Source organism: Pseudomonas sp. D2002, assembly GCF_013385735.1.
Classification (GTDB): domain Bacteria; phylum Pseudomonadota; class Gammaproteobacteria; order Pseudomonadales; family Pseudomonadaceae; genus Aquipseudomonas.
This window is the reverse complement of record NZ_JACAPL010000015.1, coordinates 115,671-136,961: the sequence shown is the minus strand read 5'-3', so window position 1 is coordinate 136,961 and position 21,291 is coordinate 115,671. Positions and strand designations below refer to the sequence as shown.

General features: G+C 60.7%; 17 protein-coding genes. 9 read left to right on the top strand and 8 right to left on the bottom strand.

The features are described 5' to 3' along the window. Positions 1-145: 145 nt before the first annotated feature. Positions 146-2,410, bottom strand: coding sequence for a bifunctional 23S rRNA (guanine(2069)-N(7))-methyltransferase RlmK/23S rRNA (guanine(2445)-N(2))-methyltransferase RlmL (gene rlmKL / locus HX783_RS25785; protein ID WP_177018734.1), 2,265 nt, complete (start codon positions 2,408-2,410; stop codon positions 146-148). Between the two features lie 532 nt (positions 2,411-2,942). Between rlmKL and rmf the strand changes: the two genes are divergently transcribed. Beyond that, entirely contained in the window at positions 2,943-3,158 is a 216-nt protein-coding gene (gene rmf, locus HX783_RS25780; protein WP_002553055.1) for a ribosome modulation factor, read from the top strand. 119 nt (positions 3,159-3,277) lie between these two features. Here the strand turns inward: rmf and HX783_RS25775 are convergent, their stop codons facing one another. The 4 genes from HX783_RS25775 to sctC form a co-directional block, all read right to left on the bottom strand. After that, positions 3,278-4,303 (bottom strand): quinone-dependent dihydroorotate dehydrogenase, encoded by a 1,026-nt coding sequence (locus HX783_RS25775; protein ID WP_177018733.1) that lies wholly within the window; start codon positions 4,301-4,303, stop codon positions 3,278-3,280. Positions 4,304-4,389: 86 nt separating this feature from the next. Then, positions 4,390-4,845, bottom strand: coding sequence for a transglycosylase SLT domain-containing protein (locus tag HX783_RS25770; protein WP_177018732.1), 456 nt, complete (start codon positions 4,843-4,845; stop codon positions 4,390-4,392). After that, entirely contained in the window at positions 4,838-5,239 is a 402-nt protein-coding gene (locus HX783_RS25765) for a winged helix-turn-helix domain-containing protein (protein ID WP_177018731.1), read from the bottom strand. The genes HX783_RS25770 and HX783_RS25765 overlap by 8 nt, the downstream gene beginning before the upstream one ends. Before the next feature lie 210 nt (positions 5,240-5,449). Further along, on the bottom strand, positions 5,450-6,928 hold the full coding sequence (gene sctC, locus HX783_RS25760; RefSeq protein WP_371317712.1) for a type III secretion system outer membrane ring subunit SctC: 1,479 nt from the start codon (positions 6,926-6,928) through the stop codon (positions 5,450-5,452). 251 nt (positions 6,929-7,179) lie between these two features. Here sctC and HX783_RS25755 point away from each other — a divergent pair, with 251 nt between their 5' ends. The 8 genes from HX783_RS25755 to cobA all read left to right on the top strand — a co-directional run bounded on the left by HX783_RS25755 (position 7,180) and on the right by cobA (position 18,637). Then, on the top strand, positions 7,180-8,406 hold the full coding sequence (locus tag HX783_RS25755; RefSeq protein ID WP_159958926.1) for a CmpA/NrtA family ABC transporter substrate-binding protein: 1,227 nt from the start codon (positions 7,180-7,182) through the stop codon (positions 8,404-8,406). A gap of 13 nt (positions 8,407-8,419) precedes the next feature. Further along, the gene (locus tag HX783_RS25750; RefSeq protein WP_083357333.1) at positions 8,420-8,995 is read left to right on the top strand and encodes an ANTAR domain-containing response regulator; all 576 of its coding nucleotides are present in this window, start codon (positions 8,420-8,422) and stop codon (positions 8,993-8,995) included. A gap of 297 nt (positions 8,996-9,292) precedes the next feature. Then, entirely contained in the window at positions 9,293-10,504 is a 1,212-nt protein-coding gene (locus HX783_RS25745; RefSeq protein WP_177018730.1) for a NarK/NasA family nitrate transporter, read from the top strand. Beyond that, the gene (locus HX783_RS25740; protein WP_177018729.1) at positions 10,504-12,174 is read left to right on the top strand and encodes a bifunctional protein-serine/threonine kinase/phosphatase; all 1,671 of its coding nucleotides are present in this window, start codon (positions 10,504-10,506) and stop codon (positions 12,172-12,174) included. The genes HX783_RS25745 and HX783_RS25740 overlap by 1 nt, the downstream gene beginning before the upstream one ends. A gap of 234 nt (positions 12,175-12,408) precedes the next feature. Next, entirely contained in the window at positions 12,409-14,862 is a 2,454-nt protein-coding gene (gene nirB / locus HX783_RS25735) for a nitrite reductase large subunit NirB (protein WP_177018728.1), read from the top strand. After that, on the top strand, positions 14,859-15,176 hold the full coding sequence (gene nirD / locus HX783_RS25730; RefSeq protein WP_159958932.1) for a nitrite reductase small subunit NirD: 318 nt from the start codon (positions 14,859-14,861) through the stop codon (positions 15,174-15,176). Before nirB ends, nirD begins: the two co-directional genes overlap by 4 nt. Next, complete coding sequence (locus HX783_RS25725; RefSeq protein ID WP_177018727.1) at positions 15,176-17,884, top strand: nitrate reductase; 2,709 nt, start codon at positions 15,176-15,178, stop codon at positions 17,882-17,884. Before nirD ends, HX783_RS25725 begins: the two co-directional genes overlap by 1 nt. A gap of 9 nt (positions 17,885-17,893) precedes the next feature. Further along, positions 17,894-18,637, top strand: a complete 744-nt coding sequence (cobA, locus tag HX783_RS25720; protein WP_177018726.1) for a uroporphyrinogen-III C-methyltransferase — start codon at positions 17,894-17,896, stop codon at positions 18,635-18,637. 60 nt (positions 18,638-18,697) lie between these two features. On the opposite strand, the gene HX783_RS25715 is transcribed toward cobA, so the two are convergent. The 3 genes from HX783_RS25715 to HX783_RS25705 form a co-directional block, all read right to left on the bottom strand. Then, entirely contained in the window at positions 18,698-19,681 is a 984-nt protein-coding gene (locus HX783_RS25715) for an OmpA family protein (protein WP_159958935.1), read from the bottom strand. Between the two features lie 107 nt (positions 19,682-19,788). Continuing rightward, positions 19,789-20,379: an RNA polymerase sigma factor SigX gene (gene sigX, locus HX783_RS25710; protein WP_003193286.1), complete on the bottom strand. Its 591-nt coding sequence runs from the start codon at positions 20,377-20,379 to the stop codon at positions 19,789-19,791. A gap of 87 nt (positions 20,380-20,466) precedes the next feature. Next, positions 20,467-21,291, bottom strand: a complete 825-nt coding sequence (locus HX783_RS25705; RefSeq protein WP_159958936.1) for a mechanosensitive ion channel domain-containing protein — start codon at positions 21,289-21,291, stop codon at positions 20,467-20,469.

The window sequence follows — 21,291 nt, the reverse complement described above, 5'->3', positions numbered from 1 at the left end:
AACACTCACAACGCCAGCGTGCAGGGCTGTCACTTTGGCTAGGGCTTAAGTTATAGCCATGAGGCCACTGTTTGACCAGCGCAAAAAAGCCGCAAGCCCAGAAAATGCTGGGCTTGCGGCTTTTTGGTGCAACCTGGTACCGGGATCAGCGCGCGGTGATTTTCCAGGCCCGGTGAATCTTCGCATTGCGCGCGAAATCCGGGTCGAGGGTCTTGTCGCTGATTTCTTCTACCGCATAACGTTCGCTGAGGTTGTCTTCCAGTACGAACTTGCGGAAGTTGTTCGAAAAGTACAGCACGCCGCCCGGTGCCAGGCGCGCCATGGCCAGGTCGAGCAATTGCACGTGGTCACGCTGCACGTCGAAGATGCCTTCCATGCGCTTGGAGTTGGAGAAGGTTGGCGGGTCGATGAAGATCAGGTCGAATTCATCGCGGCTGGCTTCCAGCCACGCCATCACATCACCCTGCTCCAGGCGGTTCTTGTCAGAGAAGCCGTTAAGCGAGAAGTTGCGACGTGCCCAGTCCAGGTACGTCTTGGACAAGTCGACGCTGGTGGTGCTGCGCGCGCCGCCCTTGGCCGCGTGCACACTGGCAGTGGCGGTGTAGCAATACAGGTTGAGGAAACGCTTGCCGGCCGCCTCTTTCTGAATGCGCATGCGCATCGGGCGGTGGTCGAGGAACAGGCCGGTGTCCAGGTAATCGGTGAGGTTGACCAGCAGCTTCACGCCGCCCTCGCTGACCTCAGTGAATTTGCCCTGGGCACTCTGGCGCTCGTATTGCTTGGTGCCGCTCTGACGCTCGCGACGCTTGACCACCACGCGGCTCTTGTCGACGTTCAGCGCCTGGGGAATCGCGGCCAAGGCATCGAACATGCGCGCGGAGGCTTTTTCCGGGTCGATGGATTTCGGCGCAGCGTATTCCTGCACATGGACCCAATCGTGGTACAGGTCGATGGCCATGGAGTATTCCGGCATGTCGGCGTCGTACACGCGGTAGCAGTCCACGCCTTCGCGCTTGGCCCATTTGCCCAGTTGCTTGAGGTTCTTCTGCAGACGGTTGGCGAACATCTGCCCGCCTTCGCTCAGGCGTGCCTGCTCAACCACCGGCGCCGGGGCCGGCTTGATCGGGTTACCGTTCTTGTTGTACTGGCGCTCAACCGGCTCGGTCGGGGCTTGATCGTAAGCGGCTTGCTCACGTTCGGCCTGGCGCTGTTCCGGCGTGCGGCGCTCGCCCGTCACGAACTGGTCCGGGTTGACCTTGATCAGCAGCAGCTTGCACGGCAACGCGCCGTTCCAGAACGAATACTGTTTGTGGCTGCGAATGCCCATGCGTTTGCCCAGGTCCGGCGCGCCGGTGAACACCGCCGCTTCCCACCCCATGCACGCCTGACGCAGGCGCTCGCCAAGGTTCTGGTAGAGGTACAACAGGCTGGCTTCGTCACCCAGACGCTCGCCGTACGGTGGGTTGCAGATCACCAGACCTTTCTGATTCTGGTCCGGGCGCGGCTCGAAGGTGCCGACTTCGCCCTGGTACACCTTGATCCAGTGGCTCAGGCCTGCACGTTCGATGTTGTTGCGCGCGGGCTGAATCAGGCGTGGATCGGCTTCGTAGCCACGCACCCACAACGGCGGCTTGTTCATGCCAATGGCCGCACGCTCGGTGGCTTCGGTGTGCAGCTTTTTCCACAGCGCCGGGACGTGGCCGAGCCAGGTGGTGAAGCCCCACAGTTCGCGGTTGAGGTTGGGGGCCATGTCGGCGGCAATCATTACACCTTCGACCAGGAAGGTGCCGACACCGCACATCGGGTCAGTCAGCGCGCCGCCTTCGGCAGCAATGCGCGGCCAGCCGGCGCGAATCAAAATCGCCGCCGCCAGGTTTTCCTTCAACGGCGCCGCGCCCTGCTGCAAGCGGTAACCGCGCTGGTGCAGGCTGTGGCCGGACAGGTCGAGGGACAGAATTGCTTCGCCGCGGTCCAGGCGCAGGTGGATACGCAGGTCCGGGTTGATTTTGTCGATGGACGGGCGTTCGCCGGTCGGGGTGCGCAGCTTGTCGACAATCGCATCCTTGACCTTCAGCGCGCCGAAGTGGGTGTTGTCGATGCCCGAGCCGTGCCCGCTGAATTCCACCGCCAAGGTGCCATCCGGGACCATGTGGTCGGCCCATTCGATGTCCAGTACGCCGTGGTAGAGGTCTTCGGCGTCCTTCATCGGGAAGCGCTTGAGCACCAGCAACACGCGGTTGGCCAGGCGCGACCAGAGGCACAGGCGGTAGGCGGTTTCCATGTCGGCCATGCCGCGCACGGCCGAGGTGTGCTCGCGGGCTTCCTCAAGGCCAAGCCCGACGGCTTCCTCGATCAGCAGGCCTTCGAGGCCCTTGGGGCAAGTGAGGAAGAGTTCAAAACGGTCCGACATGGGGCATTCCAGGCTTTTCAGCAATAAATGAACGGGCGACGCATCGCCGGCTCGGTTTTCAATCAAGCACTTTTCTTGAAGAGCGCTCGCGTGGCACGAATGTGCCGTTCCACCCCGGCTGCCAGGCCTTTCGGCCAAAATTTCCGGGGCAGATAAATAAATGATCGCAACAAAAAGAAATATTCCGACCCTTCGTCGAATAATAACCGACTGCAACGGGCGGGTATTCTCACTAAAGGATTAAACCCATCCTCTTTGCAGGGCACATCATAGCTGGGTTTGCCCAACAAATGGGGCGAAAAGCCAGCCCAGCTTATGGCTATAGCATCGTTATCGTTACGTGCTTATGACAAAACGATCATTGAATCCATGTGACCTATTGGTTAGAACTCAACACAGGTTGACGCCGTAACGACGTCGACACATTGGCTCGCCACGCCGGCAGCGAGCCCACCAACGGCAGAAAAACTCTGCCCGGCCTCGGACGAGGCCGAAGGATATCAAGACAGTCAACAAGTGAGGGAAACACCCTATGAGAAGACTTAAGCGTGATCCGTTGGAAAGAGCATTTTTACGCGGATATCAATATGGCGTTCATGGCAAATCCCGTGAGCTTTGCCCATTTACTCTACCGTCGGTACGCCAAGCCTGGATCAACGGCTGGCGAGAAGGACGCGGCGACAACTGGGACGGTATGACTGGCACTGCGGGAATCCACAGACTCAACGAACTTCACGCCGTCGGCTAACACAGGGCACTTAATCCGACACACCACCTTGAAGATTATGTAACGACTTAACCACGCACGCCCCATCAGGGCGGCGGGCTTCGGCCCAGGGGCTCCTTTAGGGAGCCCTTTTTATTGCCTCAAGCTTTGGGCAACGCTGCAATCGCATCCACCGACTCGCGAATCAACGCCGGCCCTTTATAGATGAAGCCGGAGTACAACTGCACCAGGCTGGCGCCGGCGGCAATTTTCTCGGCCGCATGCCTGCCTTCGGTGATGCCGCCCACGGCGATGATTGGCAAGCGCCCCGCCAACTCAGCCGCCAGCACCTTGACGATGTGAGTGCTCTTGTCCCGCACCGGTGCACCCGACAGCCCGCCCGCTTCATCACCATTTGCCAGCCCTTCAACGCCGACACGGCTGAGGGTGGTGTTGGTGGCGATTACCGCGTCCATGCCCGATTCCACCAAGGCTTGGGCGACCAGCACGGTTTCTTCATCACTCATGTCCGGGGCGATCTTGATGGCCAGCGGCACGCGCTTGCCATGGCGCACGGCCAGGTCTTCCTGGCGCTGGCGCAAGGCTTCGAGCAGTTGCTTGAGGGAATCGCCAAATTGCAGGCTGCGCAGGCCCGGCGTATTGGGCGAACTGACGTTGACGGTGACGTAGCTGGCGTGGGCGTAGACCTTGTCCAGGCAGATCAGGTAATCATCCACCGCATTCTCGACCGGCGTATCGAAGTTCTTGCCGATATTGATGCCGAGGATGCCCTTGTATTTCGCCGCTTGAACCCGCGCCAACAAGTGATCAACGCCCTGGTTGTTGAAGCCCATGCGGTTGATGATCGCCTCGGCTTCCGGCAAGCGAAAGATCCGTGGTTTCGGGTTGCCCGGCTGCGGCCGTGGCGTCACGGTGCCAATTTCGACAAAGCCGAAGCCCAGTTGTGCAAAACCGTCGATGGCCGCGCCGTTCTTGTCCAGGCCTGCCGCCAGCCCAACCGGGTTAGGGAAATCGAGCCCCATCACCGATACCGGCATCTTCGCCGGCGCTTTGCATACCAGGCCATTAAGCCCCAGGCGGCCACCGGCGCCGATCAGGTCCAGGGACAGATCGTGGGAAGTTTCCGGGGAGAGTTTGAACAACAGCTGGCGGGCCAGGGTATACATGGGCGGGCTAGACTCGGATGGCGGCGAAAGGTGGCGCCGATTATAGCCGGGGTGGCACGCCAGGTGCGAGGTACGCCGCTCAATCGTCAGTGGCGTTGCGCAACCAACGCCTCGTACTGCGCCCAGATTTTTTCGGCATAACGCAGGCGCAACGCCTCTCGCTCCGGTGCCACCCCGGCATTGTAGGAGCCCACCGCGGTCCAGTTATAGCCGAAACGCTGGATAAACTCGGCAAGGATCGAAGCGCCCACTTCCACCGACAAACACGGCTCAGTCAGCAATCTTTCCTCGGTAATCCCCTGCTTGGCCAGGCGAGGCAGGTGCATGCTGTTGATCTGCATCAAGCCGATATCCCGGGAGCCATCGCTGTTGTTAGGGTTCAGCGCCTGCACCCGGTAACCCGACTCAACTGCAGCAATCGCCTGCAACAGCTCCGGCTCGATATCGTAGCGGCGGGCAACATCGTCCCAGCAACTGGCCCAGGCGTGATGGCTACTCATCAGTACGCTCAACAGCAGGCCTTGGCCCAATCGCTTAATCATGTGCCACCTGGCCGCACGCCGAACAGATGTACTGCGCACGTCCCCGACCAGCCTGACGCGATGCGTGCAGCTCGACTTTTACCGCACAGGTAAAGCGATAGCCTCTGCCATAGATCGTCTTGATAAAGTCTTTGTCTTTTTTCAGGTGTTTGCGCAATGCATAGATGCAGCGCGTGAGTGACTCCTCAGCCACCTCGCCACGCGGCCAGACCGACGCCAGCAACCGGTCCTTGGTCATCAACTCGCCACCGGAGGCCAACAGCAGCCGCAGTACATGCCACTCCTTGGGTGGCAACTGGATATCCACGCCTTCGCCCGTCAACTGGCCATCGCCATACAAGGTCCATCCAGCAAACACCCGTGAGGTGGTAGTCACATCATTCGCGATGGTCATACGCACCTCTGCATCCGACTAATGACATTTAATTACTTGCTTCCAGAAACGGCCAACACGGCAACCCCACGACTATAAAAACCTGACCGGCAAACAACGTTAAGAAAAAGCGCCTGTAGTCGAGGATTTAGGCACGCACCTCGTAGGACTTTTCTCCAGCGCGCAACGCATGTTCGGGCAATCGTTCAGAAGCCTGCTTAAAGGGCTATTTCATTCCGGCACTTCAAGGTGTTCACGTACAAACGCACGTTGCACTTGCTCATATTGGCGCTGCGTCAATGGCGGCGGTCCGACGGCACCGGCGAGCAGCTTGAGTTCGCTTCCAACGGCCCGCGCCTGGATCACAAACAGCCGCACTTCGGAGCGTCGAGCACGGCCGGTCATGTCAGTGTCGCGTCGAAAACCGCCCAGCCAAAGGCGCCTGCCCGGCGGTACACGCACCACGGTGCTGATTCCCACTCGCCCCACCTCCCCCGCCGAGCCAGATTTGACCTTGCTGTCCAGTTGACGGTCATCCTTGATGTTCAGCTGCATTTCGATCTGGTTCGCTTCGGCAAAACGCGCAAGCACACTGGCCTCGGTGCCATACTGCACGGGCTGCCATTCATGGCTATCGCTGCCGGGACTGGACAGGTAGAACGTATGGTTGTCCTGGAAAACCGCCGGAACATTCTCTTGGGTAAGGATCACCGGAAAAGTAACGATCCGCGCTTTGCGCCGGCGCTCCAGCACACCGAGCTGCGCCATCAAGCGGTTATCCTCCAAAGGTTCCAATACGCGTGTCACTGAGGCCCCGGTGCCTGTTTCCTCGGCCCAGGCCGCGCCCATTTTCTCGAATTCGCTGCGTTCCACATCGACCTGCCAAAGCGACACTTCAATCGGCCGCTTGGGTTTGTCGAGCTGCACCACCAGTTCCTCGATCGCCTTCACTTGCTCAGGCTTACCCTTGATCAACAGGCTGTTGGAGTCGGGGTAAGCAATGACTACCAGGCCCTTGTCGGCCAGCAAACTCGCGGGGCGCTGCGTGTCATTTTTTTGCTCGCTGGCCAGCACGGTTTCGATCATCGAGGCCATGCCCGATACATTCACCTTCTCGCCGCCCATGACGTACTGACGGTCTGCCACGTGGGTGTTGAACACCTGCACCACGCCGAACGTCTGGGCGCCCACACGCACCTCAGTGCGTGGCCTGTCCATCAATTGGGCCAGGTGCAGCACCTGGTCTACATAGTTGGGCGGCCCGGACACGTAGAAGGTCCGCCCTGCGCTCTGCCTGAGCGGGTAACGTGATTCATCAAGGCCAGAACGGCGCATGAAGCCGCGCAACCTGTCGACCGAAATATGCCGCAACGCCACCGCCGAGCTTTTTGCCTCCCCCGCGTCATAGAGGTAAATCACCTGCCCGTCGCTGTACCAGATCAGGCCCTGCTGCTCGGCGACCGCCTCCAAAGTGTGCTGCGCCGCCCCCAGGTCGAAGGTTCCGGAAAGGGTTCTGCGCGCCACCTCGCGGCTGACCACCACCGGCAAGCCCAAAGGCACCGACAGGGCGGTAAAAAACGTATGCAGGCTTTCATCCCGCGCTTGATAGGTTTCGCCCATGACAGGTGCGATGGCCAGCAACAGTGCCAGGCACAGCAGCCAGCGATGCAACCCGAAGCGGTTCATCATGGCTGGCGAATCGATAGTCACCGTAGGTGTTCCTGACAGTCTGGCGCAAAGAGGTGGCCATACTGAAAGACCGGCGCGTTTCAATCTTGATGGAAAGTTGACGGGGCCTTGGGCATGCCCATCCGTGGCATGTGCCTTGCTATGGACATTGCATCAGAGCGCGCGCCAACGTCGGAACGCGCTTACGGACAAAGGCGTCGTGACCCTGCATTGGCCTGCATCGCCATCTGTGGGCACGGTGCTTTTTTTTTGAGAGAAAAAGGTAGGTGTTGATGAACGATTCGGTCGGTAAAAACCCGATGAATACTGCGCTGGCCTGGGTAAACGGCAGTGACGCCCCGGAAAAGAGCAGCCTCGACCTGGGTTTCATGGCACTGACCGACTGCGCCTCGCTGGTGGTCGCCGCCACCCAGGGTTTCGCGCAACCTTACGGCCTCACGCTGAACCTCAAACGCCAAACGTCCTGGGCCAACCTGCGCGACAAACTGGTCAGCGGTGAGCTGGACGCCGCCCATAGCCTGTATGGGTTGATCTACGCCGTGCACTTGGGCATCGGCGGCGTCGCGCCCACCGACATGGCCGTGTTGATGGGGCTCAACCAGAACGGCCAGAGCATCAACCTGTCCCATGGCCTGCAACAGCAGGGCGTGACCACTCCTGAGGCATTGGATCGCCACGTGCACCAAAGCCGAACAAAACTGACCTTCGCCCAGACCTTTCCCACCGGCACCCACGCCATGTGGCTGTATTACTGGCTGGCGAGCCAAGGTATTCATCCGTTGCAGGACGTCGACAGTGTGGTGGTGCCACCGCCGCAGATGGTCGCGCACCTGCAAGCCGGGCGCATCGATGGGTTTTGTGTCGGCGAGCCCTGGTGTGCCAGCGCGGTCAAGCAGAACCAGGGGTTCACGCTGGCGACCACTCAGGCGATCTGGCCGGACCATCCGGAAAAAGTTTTAGGCTGCACCCAGGCCTTCGTCGATCAATACCCGAACACGGCGCGCGTGCTGGTCATGGCGATTCTCGAAGCCAGCCGCTTTATCGAAGCCAGCCAGGAGAACCGCCGCTCCACCGCGCAATTGCTCAGCGCCCGTGACTACCTGGATGCACCGCTGGACTGCATCGAGCCGCGCCTGCTCGGCGCCTATGACGACGGCCTCGGCAACCAGTGGCAAGACCCGCATGCCCTGCGGTTTTTCGGCAATGGCGAGGTGAACCTGCCTTACCTCTGCGACGGCATGTGGTTCATGACCCAGTTTCGGCGCTGGGGCTTGCTGCGCGAAGACCCGGACTACCTCGGCATCGCGCGCCAGGTGCAGCAACTGGAGCTGTATCGCCAGGCCGCCGCTGCCGTCGGCGTGCCGGCAACCGTGCAGGACATGCGCAGCAGCCAATTGATCGACGGCAAAATCTGGGACGGCTCCGACCCCGCCGCCTATGCCCGCAGCTTCCGCTTGCACGCTATGGCGGACGCTACCAGCCGCCAGGCGTTGCGCTGACAGGACGACGACTATGTTGCGAATCCTGTTGATCAACGACACCCCGCGCAAGGTCGGGCGCCTCAAAGCTGCATTGATCGAGGCCGGATTCGAGGTCATCGATGAGTCCGGCCTGACCATCGACCTGCCCGCGCGCGTCGAAACGGTGCGCCCGGACGTGATCCTGATCGATACCGAGTCACCCGGCCGCGACGTGATGGAGCAAGTGGTGCTGGTCAGCCGCGACCAACCGCGGCCGATTGTGATGTTTACCGACGAGCACGACCCCAATGTGATGCGTCAGGCGATCAAGTCCGGGGTCAGCGCCTACATCGTCGAAGGCATCCAGGCCCAGCGCCTGCAGCCGATCCTCGATGTGGCCATGGCCCGTTTTGAAAGCGACCAGGCCCTGCGCGCCCAGCTCCAGGCGCGCGATCAGCAGTTGGCCGAGCGTAAACGCATCGAACTGGCCAAGGGCATGCTGATGAAAATGAAGCACTGCAATGAAGAAGAGGCCTACACCCTGATGCGCCGCCAGGCCATGAGCCGCCAGCAGAAGCTGATCCAGGTGGCGGAGCAGATCATCGCCATGAGCGAGTTGCTCGGCTGATCCGGCGCACGTTTTGTGTAGGCAACGCGGAGCGTCACAGGATGCATTCCCACGCGGAGCGTGGGAACGATCAGCATCAACGCGTTTTTGGCGCAGCTCTTGCTAAGCATTCATCACAGGTAACCAACGGCGGTTGCCCCTTCTACGACAAAGACGTCGCCCATCCGGTTTGCGCTCGCGAACCCGGTGGCGGCGTTTTTTCGTTTTGGCCCCAGAGCCTGGGGCCGATGGGGTGGCCTTCAACCGGCGGCCCCATCACTTGGCCTTCTTACAAGACCCCAACCGTTGAGGTGCGTGATGAAATCAAGCTTCTGGAAATCCGGGCACACCCCGACCCTGTTTGCCGCGTTCCTGTATTTCGACCTGAGTTTCATGGTCTGGTACTTGTTGGGCCCACTGGCGGTGCAGATCGCCGCCGACCTGCACCTGACCACTCAACAGCGCGGCCTGGTGGTGGCCACGCCGATCCTGGCCGGCGCCGTGCTACGTTTTCTGATGGGCATGCTGGCCGACAAACTGTCGCCCAAGACCGCCGGGCTGATTGGCCAGGTGATTGTGATTGCCGCTCTATTCGGCGCGTGGAAACTTGGCATCCACAGCTACGAGCAAGCCTTGCTCCTGGGCATGTTCCTGGGCATGGCCGGCGCGTCGTTTGCGGTCGCCCTGCCCCTGGCGTCCCAGTGGTATCCGGCTGAACACCAAGGCAAGGCCATGGGCATCGCCGGTGCCGGCAACTCCGGGACAGTGTTTGCGGCCTTGCTCGCACCGGTGCTGGCGGCCGCGTTTGGCTGGAGCAATGTGTTCGGCTTCGCGCTGATTCCCTTGGTGATCACCCTGGTCGTCTTCGCTTGGCTGGCGCGCAATGCTCCTGAACGCCCGAAAGCCAAATCCATGGCCGACTACTTCAAGGCGCTGGGCGACCGCGACAGCTGGTGGTTCATGTTCTTCTACAGCGTGACCTTCGGCGGCTTTATCGGCCTGGCCAGCGCCCTGCCCGGCTACTTCAACGACCAGTACGGCCTGAGCCCGGTGACGGCCGGCTACTACACCGCCGCCTGTGTGTTTGGCGGCAGTTTGATGCGCCCATTGGGTGGCGCCCTGGCGGACCGTTTCGGCGGGATTCGCACCCTGCTCGGCATGTACAGCGTGGCGGCCATCTGCATCGCCGCGGTGGGTTTCAATCTGCCAAGTTCTTACGCGGCCCTGGCACTTTTCGTCTGCACCATGCTCGGCCTTGGCGCAGGAAATGGCGCCGTGTTCCAACTGGTGCCCCAGCGTTTTCGCCGTGAAATCGGTGTGATGACCGGCCTGATCGGCATGGCCGGCGGTATCGGCGGCTTCGCCCTCGCAGCCGGCATGGGCGCGATCAAACAAAGCACCGGCAGTTATCAGATGGCGCTGTGGTTGTTCGCCAGCCTGGGCGTACTGGCCTGGTTTGGCCTGCACGGCGTTAAACGTCGCTGGAGAACCACCTGGGGTTCGGCCGCCTTGACCGCCGCGCGCGTCTGATGGGCCTGCAACTGAGCGTCGCCCACGCCAGCGCCATCGGCCCTCGGGCGGAAAACCAGGATGCGCTGCGCGTGGTCACACCCGTGGCCGAACTGGCGGCGAGCAAGGGTTACTTGTGCGCCATCGCCGATGGCGTCAGCCAATGCGCCGATGGCGGCCTGGCCGCGCGCTCGACCTTGCAGGCGCTGGCGCTGGACTACTACGCCACGCCGCAAACCTGGGGCGTGGCGCAGGCGCTTGAACGTTTGTTGCTGGCGCAAAACCGCTGGCTGCAAGCCAACGGCGGTGGCCAGCCGCTGCTGACCACCCTGAGCGCCCTGGTGTTCCGCGGCCAACGTTTCACCCTCGCGCATGTCGGTGATTGCCGGGTGTATCGCTGGCTCGACGGCGAGTTGCAGCGCATCACTGAAGACCACGTGTGGGAGCAGCCGGGCATGCAGCATGTGCTCAAGCGCGCCCTCGGCCTGGACCAACACCTGGTGCTGGATTTTCTCGACGGTGAACTGCGAGCAGGCGAATGTTTCCTGATGCTCAGCGATGGCGTGTGGGCGACCTTGGGTGATCACAGCATCAGCGCGATCCTGCGCGAGCAAACCGATCTCGATGTGGCGGTGACCACCTTGGTCAACGCCGCGCACCTGGCTGCCAGCCAGGACAATGCCAGCGCGTTGCTGGTGCGCATCGACCAGCTTGGCGCCGCCACCCTCGGCGATGCATTGGTGCAGCTGCAGCAATGGCCGCTGCCACCGCCGCTGAAGCCCGGGCAACGTTTTGAAGGCTGGCAGGTTGAAAGCGTTGTAGCGCAGAGCCGGCAGTCCTTGCTGTATCGGGTACGTGATGCCCAGCAGCAGCCGTGGCTGCTGAAAACCTTGCCGCTCAGCCGCGACGATGACAGCGATGCCGGCCAAGCCCTGTTGTCGGAGGAATGGTTTCTGCGCCGGGTGGCCGGGCGCGCGTTTCCGGAAGTCCACGCCGCCAGTGGGCGTCAGCATTTGTACTACGTGATGCGTGAATATCCGGGGCAAACCCTCGCGCAACTGTTTCAACAGCAAGGTCCATTGCCCCTGGCGCAATGGCAGTCCATCGCCGAGCGGTTGCTGCGGGCGGTGGGCCTGCTGCATCGACGGCAGATCCTGCACCGTGACATCAAGCCGGAAAACCTGCTGCTGGGCGACGATGGCGAACTGCGGGTGCTGGATTTCGGCCTGGCCTACTGCCCGGGGCTCTCCGAAGACCGCGCCCACCTGCTGCCCGGCACCCCGAGTTTTATCGCTCCGGAAGCATTCGGCGGGGAGCCGCCTACGCCGCAACAGGATTTGTACAGTGTCGGCGTCACGCTCTATTACCTGCTGACCGGGCATTATCCCTACGGTGAAATCGAAGCCTTCCAACGCCCGCGTTTCGCCCAGCCGGTCAGCGCCAGTCGCTACCGCCCCGACTTGCCGGACGGGTTGCCGCTGAGTCTGGAGCGCGCCGTGGCGGCGCAACCGGCGCAACGTTATGAAACCGCCGAAGAGTGGCTGCTGGCGCTGGAACAGGCTGACCGCCGGGAATTAAGCGTACGGCCACGGCCACTGCTGGAGCGCGAGCCACTCAAGGTCTGGCAAACCCTGGCTACGGTTTCGCTGCTGATCAATCTGGTGCTGGTGTATTGGTTGCTGCACCACTAAAGGGCGATTTCCCACACGATTTCGATGGCAACCCCACTAAACCGGGCGCCTGACGACTTGGCACAACGGCTGCATTACTTTCATCAACAACACACACACATAGCCGCCCCTTCAACGTCGAAGGGTCGAGCTTCCCGAGAGAACGGGACCGGACAAAGGTGTCCTCGCCAGGTAACTGGCGGGGACGCCTTTTTTTGTTTGCACGGAATTTGTCGAGCCATTGCGGAGAACGACATGAAAAAACTCAAATTGGTGATGATCGGCAACGGCATGGCCGGGGTTCGCACCCTTGAAGAATTGCTCAAGCTGAGCAGCGACCTGTACGACATCACCGTGTTCGGCGCCGAGCCCCACACCAACTACAACCGCATCCTGCTGTCGCCGGTGCTGGCCGGTGAGCAGACCTTCGAAGAGATCGTGCTCAACGACCTGAGTTGGTACCTGGATAACCACATCAAATTGTTGCTCAACCGCAAAGTGGTGCAGATCGACCGGGTCAAACGCATTGTGATTGCCGAAGACGGCACCGAAGCCGAATACGACCGCCTGCTGATTGCCACCGGTTCGACCCCGTTTATTCTGCCGATCCCCGGCAATACGTTGCAGGGCGTAATCGGCTACCGCGACATCGCCGACACCCAAGCCATGATCGACACCGCCAAGACCCACAAGCACGCCGTGGTCATTGGCGGCGGCCTGCTCGGCCTGGAAGCCGCCAACGGCCTGATGCTGCGCGGTATGCACGTGACCGTGGTGCACATCGGCGAGTGGCTGCTGGAGCGGCAACTGGACAAGACGAGCGGCCAGTTGTTGCAAACCGAACTGGAAAACCGTGGCCTGGTGTTCCGCCTGTGCGAACAGACCCAGGCGCTGCATGACGCCGGCAATGGCCGCGTCGGTTCGGTGCAGTTCAAGAACGGCGACATCATCCCCGCCGACCTGGTGGTGATGGCGGCCGGCATCCGCCCTAACACTGAGCTCGCGGAAAAATCCGGCATCCCGTGCAACCGTGGGATTCTGGTCAACGACACCCTGCAAACCTACGACCCGCGCATCTATGCGATTGGCGAGTGCGCCAGCCACCGTGGCATCGCTTATGGCTTGGTCGCGCCGCTGTTCGAACAGGCCAAGGTCTGCGCCAACCACTTGGCGCAGTTGGGCTTTGCCACTTACAAAGGCTCGGTGACTTCGACCAAATTGAAGGTGACCGGTATCGACCTGTTCTCCGCCGGCGACTTCATGGGCGGCGAAGGCACCGAGACTATTACACTCTCCGACCCGATTGGCGGCGTGTATAAAAAACTGGTGATCAAGGACGACATCCTCGTCGGCGCCTGCTTGTACGGCGATACGGCGGATGGCGGTTGGTACTTCCGCCAGATCCGTGAGAACCACGCGATTGGTGAGATCCGCGATCACTTGATGTTCGGTGAAAATGCTCTGGGCGATGTAGGCCATCAAGGCCAGGACAAAGCCATGAGCATGGCCGACAACGCCGAAGTCTGCGGTTGTAACGGCGTGTGCAAAGGCACCATCGTCAAGGCGATCCAGGAACACGGGCTGTTCAGCGTCGACGAGGTCAAGAAACACACCAAGGCCGCCAGCTCTTGCGGTTCCTGTGCAGGGTTGGTGGAACAGATCCTGATCAACACCGTGGGCGGTGCCGCCGACGTCAAACCGAAAAGCGAAAAGGCCATTTGCGGTTGCAGCGACCTCAACCATGGGCAAATCCGCCAGGCCATCCGCGACCAGCATCTGCTGACCATCGCCGGCACCATGAGCTACCTGAACTGGCGCACGCCCAACGGCTGCGCCACCTGCCGCCCGGCCCTCAACTATTACCTGATCTCCACGTGGCCGGGTGAAGCCAGGGACGACCCGCAATCGCGCCTGATCAACGAACGCGCCCACGCCAATATTCAGAAAGACGGCACCTACTCCGTGGTCCCGCGGATGTGGGGCGGTGTGACCAATCCGTCTGAGTTGCGGCGCATCGCCGACGTGGCTGACAAGTACAACGTGCCGATGGTCAAGGTCACCGGCGGCCAGCGCATCGACTTGCTGGGCATCAAGAAGCAGGACTTGCCCGGCGTGTGGAAAGACCTCGATATGCCGTCCGGGCACGCCTATGGCAAATCCATCCGCACCGTGAAGACCTGCGTCGGCAGCGAGTTCTGCCGCTTCGGCACACAAAACTCAACGCAGTTGGGCATTGAGCTGGAGCATGACCTGTTCAATATGTGGTCACCGCACAAGGTCAAGCTGGCGGTGTCCGGCTGCCCACGTAATTGCTCGGAAGCAGGCATCAAGGACGTGGGAATAATCGGCGTCGACTCCGGCTGGGAGATGTACATCGGCGGCAACGGCGGGATCAAGACGGAAGTCGCAGAGTTCTTCGTCAAACTCAAAACCGCCGAAGAAGTGCGCGAATACAACGGCGCCTTCCTGCAGCTCTATCGCGAAGAAGCCTTCTACCTTGAGCGCACCGTGCACTACCTGCAACGGGTGGGCATGGAGCACATCAAGAAAGCCGTGCTGGAAGACCCGGCCCGGCGCCAGGCGCTCAACGAGCGCCTGCAATTCTCGCTGTCGTTCGAGCAGGACCCGTGGAAAGAGCGCCTGGAGCAGCCGCTGCTGAAAAAGGAATTTGAAGTCATCCCCGTCAAACAGCTGGAGGTGCCGGCATGAACTGGCTGGATATCTGCGCCCTGGAAGAAATCAACGCCCTGGGCTCGCGCATCATCAATGGCCCAAAGGGTGACATCGCGATTTTCCGCACCAGTGACGACGAAGTGTTCGCCCTCGACGACCGCTGCCCGCACAAGGGCGGCCCCCTGTCCCAAGGCTTGATCTACGGCAAGCGCGTGGCCTGCCCGCTGCACAACTGGCAGATTGATCTGGCCTCCGGCGAAGCCCAGGCGCCGGACATCGGCTGCGCCCACCATCACCCTGCCCGCGTGGAAAACGGCCGGGTCATGTTGGCCCTGCGGGACGCAGGTTGATGGACCGCCAAGTCACCGCGTCCACCTGCTGTTATTGCGGGGTGGGTTGCGGCGTGCTGATCGAGCATGACGGCGCGCAGATCCTCGGTGTGCAGGGCGACCCAGACCACCCGGCGAATTTTGGCAAGTTGTGCAGCAAAGGCTCAAGCCTGCACCTGACCGGCGACTTGGCCGCCCGCGCGTTGTACCCGGAACTGCGCCTGGGCAAAGGCTTGGCGCGCGCGCGCACCGATTGGGAGACCGCCTTGGAACACGCGGCCAACGTGTTCGCCGAGACCCTCAGCGAACACGGGCCGGACAGCGTGGCGTTCTACATCTCCGGGCAGTTGCTGACCGAGGACTATTACAGCTTCAACAAACTGGCGCGCGCGCTGGTCGGCACCAACAACATCGATAGCAACTCGCGGCTGTGCATGTCCTCGGCGGTGGTGGGCTACAAGCGCAGCCTGGGCGCCGACGCGCCGCCGTGCAGCTATGAAGACCTGGAATCCAGCGACTGCGTGATGATCGTCGGCAGCAACATGGCCTACGCCCACCCGGTATTGTTCCGACGCCTGGAGGAAGCCAAAGCGCGGCGCCCACAGATGAAAGTGCTGGTGATCGACCCACGGCGCACGGACACCTGCGATTTGGCTGACCTGCACCTGGCCATCCTGCCGGGAACGGATGTGGCCCTGTTTCATGGGATTTTGCATGTATTGCTATGGGAAGACTGGATCGACCGTGAATTCATCCAGGCGCATACCGATGGGCTGGTCGAGTTGAAGCGACTGGTGCATGACTACACGCCGCAAATGGTCACGCAACTGTGCGGGATCAGCGTCGAGCAGCTGCGGCTGTGCGCGGAATGGGTCGGCACCTCCAGCAGCTTTCTGTCGCTGTGGTGCATGGGCCTGAACCAATCCACCGCTGGCAGTGCAAAAAACAGCGCGCTGATCAACTTGCACCTGGCCACTGGGACGATTGGCCGGCCGGGCTGTGGGCCGTTTTCCCTGACGGGACAGCCGAATGCCATGGGCGGGCGCGAAACCGGTAGTTTGTCGAACTTGCTGCCGGGCCATCGCGAAGCCGCCAACCCTGAACACCGTGCAGAAGTCGCCGCCTATTGGGGCGTTGAATCGTTGCCGGCGCCTACCGGGTTGACCGCGATAGAGCTGTTCGAGCAAATCCAGGCCGGCAAGATCAAGGCCGTGTGGATCGCCTGCACCAACCCCGCGCAATCGCTGCCGGACCAAAACCGCGTACGTGCGGCATTAGCGGCGTGCCCTTTCGTGGTATTGCAGGAGGCGTTTCGTACCACCGAGACGGCCGCCTATGCCGACTTGTTGCTCCCCGCCGCCAGTTGGGGCGAAAAGGAAGGCACCGTGACCAACTCCGAACGGCGTATTTCCCACGTGCGCCGCGCCATTGCCCCACCTGGCGAAGCACGGCCGGATTGGGCGATTACCGTTGATTTTGCACAGCGGCTGGAGCGTCGCTTGCGGCCGGGGCTGGCCAGCCTGTTTGCCTTTGAGCAACCGGCGCAGATTTTTGATGAATACAAGCTACTGACCCGCGACCGCGACCTTGACCTGTCGGGCATCAGCCATGCCCTGCTCGATCAGATCGGGCCGCAGCAATGGCCGTTTCCCGCGGGCGCGCAAACGGGAACGCCGCGTCTGTATGCCGATGGCGTATTCCCGACTGACAGCGGCCGGGCGCACTTTGTCGCCGACCCTTACCGCGCCGCCAAGGAGCCGCGCGATGCGCGCTTCCCGCTGACCCTGATTACCGGGCGCCTGCGTGATCAATGGCATGGCATGAGCCGAACGGGCACGGCAGCGCAGCTGTTCGGCCATGTCAGCGAGGCGTTGCTGAGCCTGCACCCGGATGAATTGCGCCGTCATCGTTTCAAAGAAGGTGATCTGGTCAACCTGAAGAGCCGGCGCGGCAACGTGATCGTCGCCGTCAACAGTGACGACAGCGTGCGCCCAGGTCAGGCATTCCTGCCGATGCATTGGGGTGATCGTTTTCTCAAGGGCGGCGTCAATGCGCTGACCCAACCGGCGTTTGACCCGTTGTCGAAACAGCCGGAACTCAAGCACAGCGGCGTGCGCCTTGAAGCGGTACACCTGCCGTGGCAGCTGTTCGCGCTGATTGAAGGAAATGTTCAGCAACACTTTGAAGCACTGCGCCCACTGTGCGAAGGCTTTGCCTACGTCAGCTTGAGCCTGGCGGGACGCGAACGTCCGGCGCTGCTGGTACGTGCGGCGCATACCGAGGCGCCCGACCTGCAACTATTGACCCGCATCGACGAACTGCTGGGCCTCAATGATGGCCCTGTCATGGCCTATGACGACCCGCGCCGCTCGATCGGCAAGCGGGTAAAAATCGAAAAAGGCCGTATTACCGCGTTGCGCCTGGCGGGCGAAACCCTGGCCCGGCATTGGCTGCAAGGCCTTTGGCTGGAAGGCCGTACCGACGATCAACTGCGCCGCTGGCTGTTGGCGCCGCTCAGCGCGCCACCGGGCGGTGCGGCAGCCAGCAACAAGACGCTGTGCAACTGCAGGAACGTCAGCGAAAACGCGGTGTGCGCCGGTATTGCCCGTGGCCTGAACCTGGACGGGCTTAAACAAGAATTGGGCTGCGGCACGCAATGCGGCTCCTGTGTGCCGGAAATCAAACGTCTTTTGGCCAGCAACTCGCAGCCAATCGCAATCAGTGTGTGAGGGTAAAACATGAGCGCAAAAGTCTGGCTGGTGGGCGCTGGGCCCGGGGATCCGGAGCTGTTGACCCTCAAGGCGGTGCGGGCCCTGCACGAGGCCGATGTGGTGTTGATCGACGATTTGGTCAACCCGGCCGTGCTGGAACACTGCGTTGAGGCGCGGGTGATCACCGTTGGCAAGCGCGGCGGGTGCCGTTCGACGCCCCAGGATTTTATCCACCGCTTGATGCTGCGTTATGCACGCCAAGGCAAGTGCGTGGTGCGGCTTAAAGGCGGTGACCCGTGCATTTTCGGCCGGGGCGGCGAAGAAGCGAGGTGGCTGCGCGCGCGCGGGGTGATGGTAGAACTGGTCAATGGCATTACGGCAGGCCTGGCGGGGGCAACCCAGTGCGACATTCCGCTGACCTTGCGCGGTGTCAGCCGAGGCGTAACGCTGGTCACGGCACATACCCAGGACGACAGCAGCCTGAACTGGCGCGCGCTGGCCGAGGGCGGGACGACATTGGTGGTGTACATGGGCGTGGCGAAGCTGGAGGAGATTCGTCTGCAACTGCTGGAGGGCGGAATGGCAGCGGATATGCCGGTAGCGATGATCGAAAATGCATCGCTGCCCCAGCAGCGGGAATGCCGCAGTCATCTTGCGCGTATGCACGCGGATGCACTGTCATTCGCCCTGAAGAGCCCGGCGATCCTGGTGATCGGCAGTGTTGCCGCCACGAATCAGGCCGCTTGCGTTGCGGTTTCAGCCGGCGGCTGAGGTAAATTTCAGGCGAAAAAAAGCCCGGCCTAAGCCGGGCTTTTTTTTACCACTCAGTAATTACTGAGCAGCTTGAGCTTCTACCGAGGCTTCTACGCGACGGTTGATAGCGCGGCCAGCTTCAGTTGCGTTGTCAGCAACTGGGCGGGATTTGCCATAACCAACCGAGCTTACACGGTTAGGAGCGATACCGTCTTTGACCAGAACTTGCTTGACCGCGTCAGCACGACGCTGGGACAGCTTCTGGTTGTAAGCGTCAGGACCGACGGAGTCAGTGTGACCTTCAACAACGGTGGTGGTTTGTGGGTACTGTTTCATGAAGTCAGCGAGGTTTTTCACGTCGCCGTAGCTGTTAGGCTTAACAACCGACTTGTCGAAGTCGAACTTCACGTCCAGCTCAACACGAACAACCTGAGCAACTGGAGCTTCTGGCTCTGGAGTTGGCTCTGGAGCTGGTGCTGGGGTAGGAGCTGGAGCAACTGCGCCAGCGTTGCCGCCGAAGTTTACGCCCAGGCCGACCAGTGCGGAGTAATCCCACTTGCCGTTGTCCAGGTTGTAGTCGGACTCAACACCAGCACGTGCGAACAGGTTGTTGGTGAAGTAGTACTTCACGCCAGCGCCAGCGATAGCCAGGGTGGACTGGTCGCGACCTTTGTGGCCGTCAGCTTCAACGTTGGTACGGCTCTGGTGACCGAAACCACCTTCTACGTATGGACGCAGGGAATCAACACCAGCCTGACCGAAGTGGTACTGAGCAGTCACGCTGCCAGTGTCACCTTTGATCTTCTGGGAACCAGTACCGTCGTTCGAACGGGTGTGGTTGGTGGTGTCGTAGTTCAGGTTGATCGACACGTCGTCGGTCAAGAAGTAACCGATGCTGGCGCCAGGGTTGTAGCCGTCTTCGATGTGCTTAACGCTATCGTTGAACTGCTTTTTGTAGAACAGCTGGCCTTCAACTGCGCCTTGGCCTTGTGCCAGTGCGCCGAAAGAAGTAGCGGCAATAAGAGTACCAATGGCCAAGCCCAAGGTGTTTTTCAGTTTCATCCGTTAAATCCCCATCTGGTGATTGTAAAGCAGTCCCACAAACCGGGGGACAACTCGGCGACAAGTCTAACAGAACTTGCCTACACGTAAGAGATATTTGCCACGCACTAAGTTTCAGTCTCGCCCGCAAATTTCTCACGTAATTTATCAAGAGCGCGTTTGTAACGCATTTTTGTAGCACTCAAACCCATGTGCATGATGTCAGCAATTTCCTGAAACTCTAGCTCTGCGACAAATCGAAGCACCAGAATTTCTCGGTCAATCGGATTCACATGCACCAACCAGCGATCGAGTCCGCCCTTCTCCTCGGGTGCCGGCGCCTTTTCTTCAGACGCTTCCTCAAGGGGGTCCAGACTCAAAGCGTCCATCAAGCGACGCTTGCGCCGTTCCTTACGATACTGCGTGATGCACTCGTTGTACGTGATGCTGTAGAGCCAGGTCTTGAACTTCGATTTGCCCTCGAAGTTCTTGAGGCCGTACAGCACCTTGAGCATCACTTCCTGACAGACATCATCCGCATCTCTATCGTTCCCTAAATACCTTGAACAAACGTTGAACAGAGTGCGTTGATATCTGCGCATCAATTCTTCGTACGCGCGTGTTACGTGAAACAGCTCCGTGTGCGAGCGCGCGACCAACTCCTCATCAGAGAGCTCACGGGGGTCATAGCGCGTGGACAGCGTTTGGGCTTTATTCAAAACAAGTCGTGCCGACAGTCAGGTCAATGTCCGCTGCAGCCCGGTCACCCGGGTTCGCGGCGGCGTACATTAGCAGGGTTTGCCGTGTTAGCGGCTACTGACCTGCTGCTCCAGGAGAATCCGATTGGACAGTGACACCAGTTCACCCTCATCGGTCAGCACCGTAGTTTTCACGGTACCGATCTCCTCGATTTGCCCTTCGACCTCGCCCACACGCACCTGCTGCCCTACCTGATACAACTCACGCACATAGATTCCCGCAAGAATCTGCCCGGCAATTTCCCGGCTTCCCAACCCCATGGCCAGCGCAACGGCCAGACCAACGGTAATCAAAACAATCACAATCACGTGGTTAAGCAGGTCAGTTTTGACCTCCAACTGGCTGATCGCGACCGAAATACTGATGATGATCACCAGGCCTTGGGCAATTCGACCCAGGCCCGCAGCATAGTCCAACCCCACGCCTTCGGCCGCCCCGCGCACCAGCCCATTGGCCAGTTGCGCCAGTAAAACACCTACCAGCAGCACAAGCGCGCCGCCGAAAACCTTCGGCAAATACAGCGCCAGCATGTCGAGCGTAGCTGAAACTCGCTCAAGTCCAAGGGATTGAGCAGCAGAAACCAGAAAAATAAGTAAAACGAACCAGTAGACGATCTTCCCGATCAGGGTAGAGATCGGCACTTGCAAGCCGGCACGCCCCAACAGCTTGGTCAGGCCGGTGCCTGCCATCAAGCGGTCCAGGCCCAGTTTGGCGAGCAATTTGGACAGCAAGGTGTCGAGCAGCTTGGCCACGACAAACCCGAGCAGTACCAGGACCAGCGCCCCAAACAGGTTGGGAATGAAATTCGCCACTTTGGTCCACAATGCGGTCATCGCAGTGACCAGGCTCTGGGTCCAGAGATCAAGTTCCAT

What these genes read in the sequence shown, in the direction of transcription:
- HX783_RS25765 (WP_177018731.1), bottom strand. Translation starts at nt 5,239, where the DNA reads ATGACCATCGCGAATGATGTGACTACCACCTCACGGGTGTTTGCTGGA.
- HX783_RS25755 (WP_159958926.1), top strand. Translation starts at nt 7,180, where the DNA reads ATGAACGATTCGGTCGGTAAAAACCCGATGAATACTGCGCTGGCCTGG.
- HX783_RS25745 (WP_177018730.1), top strand. Translation starts at nt 9,293, where the DNA reads ATGAAATCAAGCTTCTGGAAATCCGGGCACACCCCGACCCTGTTTGCC.
- HX783_RS25740 (WP_177018729.1), top strand. Translation starts at nt 10,504, where the DNA reads ATGGGCCTGCAACTGAGCGTCGCCCACGCCAGCGCCATCGGCCCTCGG.
- HX783_RS25770 (WP_177018732.1), bottom strand. Translation starts at nt 4,845, where the DNA reads ATGATTAAGCGATTGGGCCAAGGCCTGCTGTTGAGCGTACTGATGAGT.
- HX783_RS25750 (WP_083357333.1), top strand. Translation starts at nt 8,420, where the DNA reads ATGTTGCGAATCCTGTTGATCAACGACACCCCGCGCAAGGTCGGGCGC.
- nirB (WP_177018728.1), top strand. Translation starts at nt 12,409, where the DNA reads ATGAAAAAACTCAAATTGGTGATGATCGGCAACGGCATGGCCGGGGTT.
- HX783_RS25775 (WP_177018733.1), bottom strand. Translation starts at nt 4,303, where the DNA reads ATGTATACCCTGGCCCGCCAGCTGTTGTTCAAACTCTCCCCGGAAACT.
- HX783_RS25725 (WP_177018727.1), top strand. Translation starts at nt 15,176, where the DNA reads ATGGACCGCCAAGTCACCGCGTCCACCTGCTGTTATTGCGGGGTGGGT.
- HX783_RS25715 (WP_159958935.1), bottom strand. Translation starts at nt 19,681, where the DNA reads ATGAAACTGAAAAACACCTTGGGCTTGGCCATTGGTACTCTTATTGCC.
- rlmKL (WP_177018734.1), bottom strand. Translation starts at nt 2,410, where the DNA reads ATGTCGGACCGTTTTGAACTCTTCCTCACTTGCCCCAAGGGCCTCGAA.
- rmf (WP_002553055.1), top strand. Translation starts at nt 2,943, where the DNA reads ATGAGAAGACTTAAGCGTGATCCGTTGGAAAGAGCATTTTTACGCGGA.
- HX783_RS25705 (WP_159958936.1), bottom strand. Translation starts at nt 21,291, where the DNA reads ATGGAACTTGATCTCTGGACCCAGAGCCTGGTCACTGCGATGACCGCA.
- nirD (WP_159958932.1), top strand. Translation starts at nt 14,859, where the DNA reads ATGAACTGGCTGGATATCTGCGCCCTGGAAGAAATCAACGCCCTGGGC.
- cobA (WP_177018726.1), top strand. Translation starts at nt 17,894, where the DNA reads ATGAGCGCAAAAGTCTGGCTGGTGGGCGCTGGGCCCGGGGATCCGGAG.